Origin of the sequence: Nocardia higoensis NBRC 100133 (genome assembly GCF_000308595.1) — a bacterium.
In the GTDB taxonomy this organism is placed as follows: Bacteria; Actinomycetota; Actinomycetes; order Mycobacteriales; family Mycobacteriaceae; genus Nocardia; species Nocardia higoensis.
The window spans coordinates 14,755-27,160 of record NZ_BAGA01000051.1 but is presented as its reverse complement, the minus strand read 5'-3'; the positions used below and the strand labels follow the sequence as shown (position 1 = coordinate 27,160).

General features: G+C 65.0%; 8 protein-coding genes and 1 pseudogene. 6 read left to right on the top strand and 3 right to left on the bottom strand.

What is annotated here, in order from left to right; all coding sequences use genetic code 11:
* Window positions 1–21: 21 nt before the first annotated feature.
* Entirely contained in the window at window positions 22–1,287 is a 1,266-nt protein-coding gene (locus ON26_RS06435; RefSeq protein ID WP_040795060.1) for a glutamate-5-semialdehyde dehydrogenase, read from the bottom strand.
* Window positions 1,288–1,573: 286 nt separating this feature from the next.
* Between ON26_RS06435 and ON26_RS06430 the strand changes: the two genes are divergently transcribed.
* Window positions 1,574–2,791: an RtcB family protein gene (locus tag ON26_RS06430; protein ID WP_040795059.1), complete on the top strand. Its 1,218-nt coding sequence runs from the start codon at window positions 1,574–1,576 to the stop codon at window positions 2,789–2,791.
* An 81-nt stretch (window positions 2,792–2,872) separates the two neighbouring features.
* Window positions 2,873–5,005, top strand: a complete 2,133-nt coding sequence (locus ON26_RS06425) for a RecQ family ATP-dependent DNA helicase (RefSeq protein WP_051026746.1) — start codon at window positions 2,873–2,875, stop codon at window positions 5,003–5,005.
* A 50-nt stretch (window positions 5,006–5,055) separates the two neighbouring features.
* Here ON26_RS06425 and ON26_RS06420 read toward each other — a convergent pair whose 3' ends face one another.
* Entirely contained in the window at window positions 5,056–5,364 is a 309-nt protein-coding gene (locus ON26_RS06420; RefSeq protein WP_040795058.1) for a hypothetical protein, read from the bottom strand.
* Window positions 5,361–5,612, bottom strand: coding sequence for a hypothetical protein (locus ON26_RS06415; protein WP_040795057.1), 252 nt, complete (start codon window positions 5,610–5,612; stop codon window positions 5,361–5,363). Before ON26_RS06415 ends, ON26_RS06420 begins: the two co-directional genes overlap by 4 nt.
* 159 nt (window positions 5,613–5,771) lie before the next feature.
* Here ON26_RS06415 and ligD point away from each other — a divergent pair.
* From ligD to ON26_RS06385, 4 genes and pseudogenes are all read left to right on the top strand, one after another.
* Window positions 5,772–6,125: pseudogene (gene ligD, locus ON26_RS06410) on the top strand (non-homologous end-joining DNA ligase LigD); the annotation flags it as partial.
* Window positions 6,126–6,162: 37 nt separating this feature from the next.
* Window positions 6,163–7,752 carry a recombinase family protein gene (locus ON26_RS06405; RefSeq protein WP_169333685.1) on the top strand — a complete coding sequence of 530 codons (1,590 nt, stop codon included), beginning with the start codon at window positions 6,163–6,165 and terminating at the stop codon, window positions 7,750–7,752.
* Window positions 7,753–8,015: 263 nt separating this feature from the next.
* Window positions 8,016–9,179 (top strand): hypothetical protein, encoded by a 1,164-nt coding sequence (locus tag ON26_RS33165; RefSeq protein WP_157171802.1) that lies wholly within the window; start codon window positions 8,016–8,018, stop codon window positions 9,177–9,179.
* 2,263 nt (window positions 9,180–11,442) lie between these two features.
* Complete coding sequence (locus ON26_RS06385) at window positions 11,443–12,333, top strand: hypothetical protein (protein WP_157171801.1); 891 nt, start codon at window positions 11,443–11,445, stop codon at window positions 12,331–12,333.
* Window positions 12,334–12,406 lie beyond the last annotated feature (73 nt).

Genomic DNA, 12,406 nt, shown 5'->3' with positions numbered 1-12,406 from the left:
CTCGGTGCAATCTCTACCGCGTCACGCGGGCCTGGTCTGGCCCTCGCCCCACACGATCCATTTGGTCGAGGTCAGTTCCGGCAGGGCCATGGGGCCGCGCGCGTGCAACTTCTGCGTCGAGATGCCGATCTCGGCGCCGAAGCCGAACTGCTCACCGTCGGTGAAAGCGGTGGAGGCGTTCACCATGACGGCGGCGGCGTCCACCCGACCGGTGAAGGCGCTCGCGGCCGCCAGGTCACCGGTCACGATGGCCTCGGTGTGGCCGGTGCCCCAGGTGTTGATGTGCTCGACGGCGGCGTCGAGGTCGTCGACCACCTTCATGGCGATGTCGAGGGTGAGATATTCCTCGGCCCAATCGGTTTCGGTGGCCGGGACCTGACCGGGCAGGTCACCGTGGATGGTGACGCCCGCGGCCTCGAGCGCTGCGGTGAGCCGGGGTACCGCGGTGTCGGCGACGGCCTTGTCGATGAGGACCGTCTCGGCCGCGTTGCACACGCTCGGCCTGCGGGTCTTGGCATTGAGCAGGATGCGCTCGGCCATCTCGAGGTCGGCGGCGGCGTGCACGTAGACGTGGCAGTTGCCGGTACCTGTCTCGATGGTCGGCACCGTCGCGTCGCGCACGACCGCGCTGATCAGACCCGCGCCGCCGCGTGGGATCACCACGTCGACCAGGCCGCGCGCCTGGATCAGGTGGGTGACGCTGGAGCGGTCGTGGCTGGGCAGCAGGTGCACCGACTCTTCGGGAATGCCTTGCCCCCGCAGGGCTTCGCGCAGGATCCGCACCAGCGCGGCATTGGACTTCGCCGCCGAGGACGAGCCGCGCAGCAGCGCCGCGTTGCCCGACTTCAGCGCCAGGCCGAAGGCATCGACGGTGACATTGGGGCGGGCTTCGTAGACCATGCCGACCACACCGAGCGGCACCCGCACCTGGCGCGTCTGCAGCCCGTTGGGCAGGGTCGAACCGCGCACGACGACACCGATCGGATCGGGCAGTCCGGCCACCTGGCGCAGGCCGGAGGCGATGCCGTCGATCCGATCCTTCGTCAGCCGCAACCGGTCCAGCAGCGAGGCCTCGGTGCCCGCCGCTTCGGCGGCGGCGATGTCCTCGGCATTGGCGGCCAGCACCTTCTCGGCGGACGCGAGCAGGGTGTCGGCGGCGGCGTGCAGGGCGTCGTTCTTCTGCGCGGTGGTCAACTGGGCAAGGGCGCGCGAGGCCACCCTGGCCTTCCGCGCGGCCTCGTGCACCGCTTCGCGCACATCGAACTCGGCCGTCGTATCCACCGTCATGAGGTACAGCCTACGCACCGGTATCAACGGGTTTCCCGCTGCTCCACCTCCCGAACACCCGCGGGCACATCGGGTCCGTGATCGGGTTCCGGTCACGGACGTCGGCGCGGCGCAGGCACGACGAGCACCCGTGATCGCGGTGCTGCTCGAGCGGTGACATCTGGACAGCACCGCCGCCGCGATCGTCCACGAGCGCGAAAATTCGAGTGTTTTCTCGCCGGGCGCTGCCTACCGTGGAATGTGCCGGCGACCATTCCGCCGCCGGTGAATTCGGAAGGATCGAAACATGTTTCCCGTCGAGTTGTCCGGTGCGCGGGCACGGACGTTGATGTGGGCCCGGGAAAGCGATATCGAGGCGGCGGCGCTGCAGCAGCTGCGCAATATCGCCCGGCTGGAATGGGTCCACGGCGTTCGCGTCATGCCGGATGTGCACCTCGGCAAGGGGGCGACGGTCGGCTCGGTCATCGCCATGCGGGACGCGGTCGCCCCGGCGGCGGTCGGCGTCGACATCGGCTGCGGCATGGAGAGCGTGCGCACCGATCTGACGGCCGCCGATCTGCCCGACGACCTGCGTTCGCTGCGGTCGCGCATCGAGGCGGCGGTGCCGGTCGGCTTCGCCGCGCACAAGAACGCGGTGCCGGTGAACGCGCTGGCCGGGCGACCCTCCGGCGCCACCACGGCGACGCTGCGGTCGGGGTGGGACCGGTTCTGGTCGCGCTTCGGCGAACTCGACCAGCGGGTCGCGCCGCGCGAGTCCAAGGCGCACAAGCAGATGGGCACCCTGGGCGGCGGCAACCATTTCATCGAGGTCTGCCTGGACACCGACGACCAGGTGTGGATCCTGCTGCATTCCGGCAGCCGCAATATCGGCAAGGAAATCGCCGAGCGGCACATGGAGATCGCGCGCAAGCTGCCGCACAACCAGAATCTGGTCGATCGGGATCTGGCCGTGTTCCTGGCGAACACTCCCGAGATGGCGGCTTATCGGCACGACCTGACGTGGGCGCAGGAATACGCGGCACGCAATCGCGCGGTCATGCTGGCGCTGGTGTGCCAGGCCGTGCGTGAGGAATTCCCGGCGCGCGAGGTGCGTTTCGACGTCCCCATTTCCTGCCACCACAACTACGTGGCCGAGGAGGTGATCGACGGGCTACCGATGCTGGTGACCCGTAAGGGCGCGGTCCGCGCGGGCGAGGGCGATCTGGCGCTCATCCCGGGCTCCATGGGCACCCGCTCCTATGTGGTCCGCGGCAAGGGCAACCCGGATTCGTTCTGCTCCGCCTCGCACGGCGCAGGACGGCGGATGAGCCGCAACGCCGCCAAGCGCCAGTTCAGTGTGGCCGACCTGGTCGCGCAGACCGAGGGCGTGGAGTCGCGCAAGGACGCCGGGGTGCTCGACGAGATTCCGGCCGCGTACAAGAACATCGACCAGGTCATCGATGCCCAGCGCGATCTCGTCGATGTGGTGGCGACCCTGCGTCAGGTGCTCTGCGTGAAGGGCTGACCGGCCCGGCCGGATGTGGAGTGCCCGGTTTCCACATCCGGCCGGTCGCCGGGCTGTCCGCTGTCGGTCGGGTGGGGCACGATGGGGTTCGTGACCACGGCGAGCGGAAGTCCGGCGATCGACCTCACCGCACCCGACCTGCGCGAGCGGGCCGAGGAGCTGCTCCGCGAGCTCGCCGGGGCGGGCGCGCGATTGCGGGAGGACCAGTGGACCGCCATCGAAGCGCTGGTCGTGCGACGGCAGCGGGCACTGGTGGTGCAGCGCACCGGCTGGGGCAAATCGGCGGTGTACTTCATCTCCGCGAAGCTGCTGCGCAGGGCCGGGCGCGGCCCGACGGTGATCGTCTCGCCGCTGCTGGCGTTGATGCGTAACCAGGTGTCCGCGGCCGAGCGGGCCGGGGTCGTGGCCGCCACCATCAACTCCGGCAATGTCACCGAATGGGACGAGATCCACGAACGGGTCGCCCGGGGCGAGATCGACGTGCTGCTGGTGAGCCCGGAGCGATTGAACAATCCCGACTTCCGCGATCAGGTGCTGCCCCGGCTGGCCGCCGACGCCGGTCTCGTGGTGATCGACGAGGCGCACTGCGTCTCGGACTGGGGCCACGACTTCCGGCCGGATTACCGCCGGATCCGCACCCTCATCGCCGACCTCGGCTCCGACGTACCCGTGCTCGCCACCACCGCTACCGCCAACGACCGGGTGGTCACCGATGTCGCGACCCAGATCGGCACCGACACCCTGGTGCTGCGCGGCAGCCTGGACCGGGAGTCGCTGCATCTGTCGGTGGTCTCCTTCGACGACGCGGTACAGCGCACCGCCTGGCTGAGCGGCCGGCTGCACCAGCTGCCCGGCTCCGGCATCATCTACACCCTCACCGTGGCCGCCGCGCACGACCTCGCCGACGTGCTGAACTCGAACGGCCACCACGTGGCCGCCTATACCGGTCAGACCGACCCCGCCGAACGGGAGGTGCTGGAGAACGCCCTGCTGCGCAACGAGGTCAAGGCGCTGGTCGCCACCTCGGCACTGGGCATGGGCTTCGACAAGCCCGATCTGGGGTTCGTGGTGCATGTGGGCGCGCCCTCCTCCCCTATCGCCTACTACCAGCAGGTCGGGCGCGCCGGCCGCGGCACCGAGCGCGCCGAGGTCGTGCTGCTTCCCGGCCCCGAGGACGCGAGGATCTGGAGCTACTTCGCCTCGGTGGCCTTCCCACGCGAGCACATCGTGCGCAGCGTGCTCGACGCGCTCGATCACGACCGGCCGATGTCGACGGTCGCGCTGGAGCCGATGGTGGAGTTGAACCGGTCACGGCTGGAGATGGTGCTGAAGGTGCTCGACGTGGACGGGGCGGTACGCCGGGTGCGCGGCGGCTGGCTGGCCACCGGGCAGCCGTGGGAGTACGACGCGCCCCGCTACGAGCGGTTGGCCGCGGCCCGCGAGGTAGAGCAGCAGGCGATGCTGGACTATCAGCGCACCACCGGATGCCGGATGAACTTCTTGCGCCGCCAGCTCGACGACCCGAGCCTGCCCGCTCTGGACGGCCAGGTGCCGGGCTGCGGCCGGTGTGACAACTGCACCGGGGAACGGCCCGATCTCTCCCTGGACGCCGAGGCCGTCGCCGCCACGCGCGCCCGGCTGGACCGGCCCGGCATCGACCTGGCCCCGCGCAAGCAATGGCCCACCGGAATGGCGAAGCTGGGCGTGTCGCTGTCGGGGAAGATCACCGCGGGCGCGGAGACCGGGCGCGTGGTCGGCAGGCTCACCGATCTGGGCTGGGGTCAGCGCCTGCGCGCACTGTTGGACGGACCGGACGGGCCGGTGCCCGACGCGGTCTTCGACGCGTGCGTCGCCGTTCTCCGCGAATGGGATTGGGCGATGCGCCCGACCTCGGTGCTGGCCCTGCGGTCCGAGCGCCACCCGATCCTGACGCAGAGTCTTGCCGCGCGTCTCGCCGAGGTGGGCCGGTTGCGGCCGCTCGGCGCCATGCCGCTGCGGCCGGATCGCCCCCCGGTCTCGGCGGCGAACTCCGCGCACCGTGTCGCCGGTTTGTACGACTCGTGGGAGGTTCCCGACCTGTCCGGCCTCGACGGACCGATCCTGCTGGTGGATGCCCTGACCGACACGGGCTGGACCTTCACCGTCGCCGCGCACGCCCTGCGCCGGGCGGGGGCCGAGGCGGTGCTGCCGTTCGCGCTGGCGAGCGTGACGTGACTCCCGCGCTGCGGCGAGTGCGCTGCTTCCGAGGCGTGCGCGCCGCGTCGCTAGAGGCTGAGCGTGGCCCGGAGGCCGGCGTCGAGCGCTTCGGCCTCCTCGGCGGTGAGCCTGCCGACGTGGGCGCTCAGCCACGGCCGGTAGGCGCGGTGGAGTTCGAGCGCGTCCACCCAGCCGTAATCGGTGTAGACGCCGAGCACGTGGCCCGGATCGTTCTCCACCACCGGTACTACGTGCACCCACCGATACGGCGAGATGATGACCGCCGGGTCGGAGACCAGCACCACGGTGCTGCGGCGCGGCAGTGGTGTGCCGTCGCTGAGTGCCGGGGTATAGGTCCAGATCTCGCCGCGTTTCATGCGGCCCCGCGCGAACGCCGCCTGGCGTCGGCAGCCGCCTGTTCGGCGATGTCGACCTCCGCGCGCGCGGCGGCCTGCTCGGCTTCCTCGTCGACCGGCAGTTCGGACAGACTGTCGTGCACGAGTGCCGTGCGCAGCGCGGCGTTGACGACCTCGGACAGGCTGCGATCCTGCCGTTCGGCAGCCGCCCGCGCCCACGCGGCGACCTGCGGATCCAGGGTCACCGTGACCTGCGCAGCCTTGCTCATGCCCTATGAATACCAGCCGAGGCAGCGCGACGAAACCGGTGTTCGGGGGCACGCGTGTGTCCTGGTGGACACCGTGCGTGCCGAGCCGACCCATCCGCCGGCCCGATACCGGCGCGCCGATCACCCGCCCGTACCGAGTCCGAGCGCTAGGGTCCCAGAATGGCCGGTAAGTCGGCGGCCCCGGCGGTGGAACTCGACGTCGGCGCCCATCGTGTACGCATCTCGAATCCGGACCGGGTCTACTTCCCGGAGACCGGGGCGACCAAGCTCGACCTGGTGCAGTACTACCTGAGCGTCGGCGACGGCATCGTCAACGCGCTGCGGGAGCGACCGTGCATGCTGCACCGCTTCCCGAAAGGGCTGGCAGGCGACAAGGTCCACCAGAAGCGGCTGCCCGCGGGCGCGCCGGACTGGGTGAACACCGTGCGGGTCTCGTTCCCGCGCTACGGCCGCCATGCCGACGAACTGTGTGTCCGGGAGCTCGCCGAGGTCGCGTGGGCCGTTCAGATCTCCGTTGCCGTACTTGTACAACATCGGTCATCATGGCCGGGTGAGTAACGAGCACGTAGGTAAGAGAGTCCTAGGCCGTATCCGGCTGTCCCGTGAAGCGCAGGACACCGGAACATCGGCGGAGCGCCAGCGTGAGGCCATCGAAGCATGGGCACGGATGCACAGCGCCCGGATAGTCGGTTGGGCAATCGACCTGGGCGTATCGGGTGGTATGGACCCGTTCAAGACGCCGGAATTCGGCGCATGGCTGAAGCCCGAACGGCTCCATGAGTGGGATGTGGTGGTGGCGTACCGGCTCGACCGGGTATCGCGCCGACTAATCCCGTTGTCGGGTCTGCTGGAGTTCCTGAAAGACAACGGCAAGTCTCTGGCCTCTACTTCGGAGTCCATCGACCTGGGCACATGGGCGGGCCGTCTGGTCGCCACCGTGCTAGCGATCGTTGCGGAGGGCGAGCTAGAGGCAGCGACCGAGCGCAACCTTGGATCGCAGGCGAAGACCCGGAAGCTGGGCCGTCTGCACAATGCGTCGGTGCCGTTCGGCTACCGGCGGGAAAAGCTCTCAGCCGGTCAAACGATCTGGGGTAACACGGTCGCCGAGACCGCCGGTTGGTACGCGGTCGTAGACCCAGAACAAGCGGAAATCCTCCGTACGCGGATGATCGCGCCACTGTTGGCGCATCGGTCCGCTAACGCGATTGCGAATGATCTGAACGAGGCCGGTATACCGTCCCGGTTCGCCAATCGAACCCGGTCGGGACAAGCGCACTCCGGTGTGTGGGATTCCACGGTGGTCCGCCGGATTCTCGGATCACCGGCATTGCTCGGATACGGGCTGCACAAGGGGGAGGTGATCACCGACGACGACGGGGTTCCGCTCCAGCGGTCCGAACCGCTGGTGACGAAAGAGGAATTCGACCAGATTCAAGCGGTACTTGCCGCTAAGTCGATTCGCCAGACTCAGCGCGACTTGTCTACCAACCTGCTCAGCGGCGTAGCGTTCTGCTACGTCTGCAAGGGTCCGCTGTACCGACAGCCGTACAAGAATCGGAACGTCACCTACTACCGTTGCCCGAACTCGTACCACGGCAAACCGAAGTGCGAATACAAGAACATGCGTGCCGAGACGTTGACGGCACTTGCGGAAGAGTTGTTCATGTACCACGTGGGAGACGTGGAACGTATGGACCGGGTATTTATACCCGCCAGCGACCACACAGAGGCGCTGGAACGGGTGGAGGTAGCACTCAGTACGGCCCGCCGGGAAAACGAGCTAGGGCTGTACGAGGGCTCAGAGGATGAATACCTGGACAGGGTTAAGCGTCTGGTGGAGCGCAAGCGCGAGCTTGAAAAACTCCCATCGGAACCGGCCCGGTTCGAATACCGGGGACTCGGCGAAACCTACGGTGAGGCGTGGCAGCGGATGAACACGGAGCAACGCCGGGCGCTGTTGCTCGACAGCGGTATACGGATCGAGGCTGTAGGGCCGAACAAGTCCCCCACGGTGCACATGTTCGTTCCGGAAGACATCCGCCAACGGTTCGGCGATCCTCGCACGCCGGAACAGACCAGGGCCGACCACGAAGCATCGGCCCGCAAGGAACGGGAGAAATACGGGATTCCCGATGCCTGATCTTCTCGCTACCCAACTTTGTTGGTAGCTAGAATCCACGTAGACGAGCGAAACACTCCCCGGGGTACATCGGTATACCCCGGGGTTTCTATTGAAGTAGGAGAGAATGAAATCACCAACAATCACGAGACAACGGGACAGCCGCACCGGTCGGCTGACGTTCCGGGTTTCACTGGAGGGAACCAGCCGGTTCCTGCTGTTCGATGAAACCGAGCTGAGTCAGCTACGCAAGCTGATTGATAGAGCCCTGGAGGGCAACGAGAATGACCTACGCACTACCCGATAAATACCGCCGGGCGAACCAGTGGCTAGAAGGTGCGTTCGGAGCACCTGGGAACGAGAACGCCAGCGGTATCGGGATCGTTGCACTCGCGTGTATCGACGCTGGCGACACGGAAACCGAATTCACCGCCCGTCTCTTGTCGTCGCCTTACGGCGAGATGTTGCAGGAACGGAAAGAGTTCCAGCGAGCACCGCACAAGCTAGACGCGCTCCTAGCGAAACAATGGGAATTCGCGGAAGACATCTACCGGCCGGGCAGTGCGGCCGAGATTCGAGATAGGGCACGCTGCCTGTATTGGCGCGTGCTCACCTGGGGAGAATGGTCCAGCGGTAAACGCGGTAACAATGTCCGCGTTGCCGCGTTGTCGTTGGTTTCACTGGCCGCTGAACGCGGCGCTTACTCGTTCGACTGTTCCGCCCGGTTCCTGTCCGGGCTGGCCGGGTTCACCAAACCAGAGACAGCATCGGCCGCATTGAAGGCCGTTGCCGATACCGGACTGATCGAACTGTCCGGAGAAGGTCGGCAGATTCGCAAGGTCTCGATTGACCTTGATTGGCAGTTGGCGCTAACTGGAACAAATAAACTACTCCGAAATAGTTTATTCGTACCGAATAGCGCCACCGGCGCAGAACACGATGTTTTCTCATCTGCCCGTAATGCACTCGGACCCGTGTCCGGGTGGGTATGGGTTTACCTGACTGTCACCGGTCCGGCGGTACCGAAGGACATTGCCGCCGGGCTAGGTATCACCAGGGTTCGCACGGTTGGCGACAGCATCACCAAGCTTTTCGAGAACGGGCTAGTCGTCCGGTTCGAAGACGGCCGGATAGATGCCCTGGACGTTGATCTGGACCGGGTAGCCGAGTCGCTAGGCGTACTCGGATACAAGGAACGGCTGAAACAGGGTTACGCGGTAGAGCAAGCGCGTAACAGGCTGGCCCGTGATGAGTGGGCCGCAGAGCAGGCCAGTGAGCGCCTACGGGCAGCGGTTGAGTACGAACAAGGGTTCGCAGAAGGTGAGCGGTCCGCGCGGGACGAGTGGACGGCTTGGTTCGCCAGTCTCGACTACAGCCGGGTATCCGACCCGGACCCGTTCCGAGCAACCACCACGGGTGGTGTGCCCAGTGGAGTCACTGACTCCTAGGGTGCCTAGCGATTCTGTGCCCTAGCTTGCCCTGTACGGCCCTAACAGCCGTACGGGGTACATCGACATAGGGAACGGGTAGTGCGCTGCTCTGAGAGGCACGGTTTTGAAGTAATGGCATAGATGCCATGCCGAACAATCCGACACGCCGTAGCGCTGCACACAAAAGCCCAGGTGAGTAATAAAGATTCTGTAACGTTCCTCACACGTTTTTCAGCGACCTGGGGAAACGCTGAAAATCTCCGGAGTTGTCGAAGGTACCTATACATGGAGGGAGGAACGACCGAAGGGAGTTCCGACCCTGGTAGGACAAGCCAATAGGGCTTGTCCCAATACTTCCAATCTTCACCTGCACGGTGAAGCTGCCCGGTTGATGTGCCCGGGCAGGGTGCCCGGTCCGGTGGTAGACCCCGGATTGTCTCCCTACTCCCGGGAGTGCTCCCGGTACCGGGTGACCCGGATAGCCCGTTTCGTGGGCGGGCTATCCCAATCTTCTAGGACACCGCTAAGCGGTGATCCGCACGAGCTGAAAGCTCTTATCAACGCAGCCGTAGCGGCTGCATTTTCTTTTACCAGATATCCCTAGGCCCTAGTGACGAAAGGATAGGCATGTGAATAAGTGCCGTAACGGTCATCTCATCCGAGGATCGCAGGACAGATACGCGAATGGCACGTGCAAGCAGTGCCAACGCGATTACATCAACCGGTATCGAGCCCGGTGCAGGGCCGCGCTGCGCATCGTGCGGGAAGCGCACAGCGAGCCAACCGCGTTCGAATAACAACATTTATCGAAAAGAGGAAATATGAACATCGCACTTCCCGGCTGGCTGGTCGGTGATTTCGGAACGCTGTACAACGGGCAAGCTCCGGGGGTCACCCTGGATATTCCTAAGTTCACCAGGGCAGACCACTACCCCGGGGGCAACATGATCGCCGGGATAGTCCTGGGCAAGGTGTCCGAGACGGGCCTATACGGTCCGTATGACCCTGAATCCTCAGACGGTCGCCAGAATGCTAAGGGATTCCTTCTCGGCTCTCCGCCGGTTGTGGACGGAGCTACCCAAATGCGGGGAACTATTCTTCTCGCTGGGTTCGTGGACCCCGGCAGGCTGCCCACGGTGAGCGGTTTGGATGCCGCTGCCCGTGCTGCTCTCCGGAATGTCGTCTTCGTGGACGTGTAATACACGGACCACCCGTTGGGCCGGTGTTCGCGGATGATCGCGAACACGCCGGTTGATACCGATTACCAGGAATAAGAAAGTTGTAACTAAGCAATGGAGTCGTGGCTAGACAAGCACGGCAAACTGACTAACCCGAGCGAGGAACGCCAGCGAGAGGCATTCGGAGAGTGGTACCGATCGCCAGCGAAGGAAAAATATCGAGACGTACGCCGCAACGGTGGCGGCAAGGTGCTCGGACCGAATGAAGCATTCGAGCTGTTCCGCCAACGGTGGAAGCCGGTAGGCGTAACCGACACTTCCGCATTACCGGCCCCGTGGTGCTGACACGGGTACCGCATTAGATGCCGCTATACGGCCCTGTACGGGGCTTTCTACGTTGAAGGGATACAAGACATACCAGTGACCAATACAGCTGTTTGTGACGGGCCGAATCTGGAAGAAATCCGAGACTGGGCCGTGGGTCGCACTCGGCGAACGGATCGAGAACACACCCCCGGCTACACGGTGAACGACTACGCCGGGGCATTCGCTGAACGCCTATCTGGCTACTGAGCCGAGGATATCGACCCCTGCGGGTATAGCCCTCCCCCCGGACAAAATGTCAGTTTCTCAGGCATACGGGTCTGTCACGCGCACAGAGGGGGGACCGGGAGGGAAGGGGAATAACCGGCGACGGGAAACCATGAAAACGTGTACGAAATGCGGCGAAAACAAGCCGCTAGACCTATTCGCAAAAGACCGCCGAGCATCGGACGGCTGTAAGTCGTGGTGCAAGGCTTGTATGAGCATCAGCCGCCGAGAGTGGCGCAGGAACAACCCGGACAAGCGACGGGCACAGAAAGTCCGTGAGCGTGAGAACGCTCGGAACCGGAGAATTGTTCGTAGATCCTGCCCTTGTGGCGGGCAATGCCCCGCCGGGTATCCATGACTACCCGGCAATCCAATTAGTCCGCCAGCGTGGCGGATAGCTACCAACAACGTCGGTAGCACATCGGAGCACCTGAGCGTCAGGTGTTCCTAGAGGCCGAAAACGGCCATAGTTTCGGCTGCCCTGGTGCAGCCATCCACGAAAGAGGAAAAAGATGGCTATCAGTACCCCAGCTTTGAATAAGTACCGGACTGTTCCCGTGCTTGTAGAAGCACTCGAGGAGCAACCCGGATTCCGAACGGCGTTCGCGGTCTACGAGCAGACCGGCGATATCTTGGCTGACCTACTGCGGAAGCGGGACGAACTTCCGCCAGCGCTCGACTTGGACTCCATCCTGGACAGCGGCACCGTGCCGGAGAGCTGGCTAGATGCCATCGCATCGGCGCAGACCGAGCGGGACACACTCGCCCGGCAGATCGAGGCAACCGAGCGGCTGAAAGGCAGTGCCGAACACCGGCTAGAGACGTTCGCCAACGAACCGGACCCGATTCTGTCTGCACTCGGTAAGCGTTTCGACGCTGTGGTTTCCCGTATCGGTGAAGCCGTCGCCAACCTGGGCACGGCATCTACTCCGGTTGAAGCTATCGCTACGGGAACCGCCGATGCCTGGCGAGACCTTGTGTCGGCCCGTGAGGAATACGAACGGCTACGCGATGCACAGCGAACCGTGATGCTCACCAGCGCCGGGGAGACGTGGCGTCTAGCCCGCATGGGTAAGCGTGTGGAGGATGACCGGGTTTCGTTCGCGATCATCCGGAACCTTCACGACGTGTTTCCGCAGTTCTCCTACGCGGATACCGCTCCGTGGCCGGAGGATATCGACGGCTTTCTCATCTGGGCAGTGCGCAACGACGCTGAACTACATCTACCGACCGCACGAGAGCTGAGCGACCACGTAACCGAGATTCGGCAGTACTTCTACCGGGAGACTCAGGCACTCGCTGAACAGGCTCGGCAGGACTTCGACCGGGTGGTAGAGCGTGTCAAGGCAGCTGAGGTCCATCCGCATGTGCAGTTCGCCCTACGCGAGCTAGGCGTTCTGTGACCCGCTGGCCGGTGGTGATCACAACGGCTGAGGAACCACGCGGTAAGCGGCCGGAGGAACTACTCAGACGGCC

Excerpts from the sequence above, each read along its gene's own strand:
- ON26_RS06435 (WP_040795060.1), bottom strand. The coding sequence starts at position 1,287 with ATGACGGTGGATACGACGGCCGAGTTCGATGTGCGCGAAGCGGTGCAC.
- ON26_RS06415 (WP_040795057.1), bottom strand. The coding sequence starts at position 5,612 with ATGAGCAAGGCTGCGCAGGTCACGGTGACCCTGGATCCGCAGGTCGCC.
- ON26_RS33165 (WP_157171802.1), top strand. The coding sequence starts at position 8,016 with ATGACCTACGCACTACCCGATAAATACCGCCGGGCGAACCAGTGGCTA.
- ON26_RS06425 (WP_051026746.1), top strand. The coding sequence starts at position 2,873 with ATGGGGTTCGTGACCACGGCGAGCGGAAGTCCGGCGATCGACCTCACC.
- ON26_RS06420 (WP_040795058.1), bottom strand. The coding sequence starts at position 5,364 with ATGAAACGCGGCGAGATCTGGACCTATACCCCGGCACTCAGCGACGGC.
- ON26_RS06385 (WP_157171801.1), top strand. The coding sequence starts at position 11,443 with ATGGCTATCAGTACCCCAGCTTTGAATAAGTACCGGACTGTTCCCGTG.
- ON26_RS06430 (WP_040795059.1), top strand. The coding sequence starts at position 1,574 with ATGTTTCCCGTCGAGTTGTCCGGTGCGCGGGCACGGACGTTGATGTGG.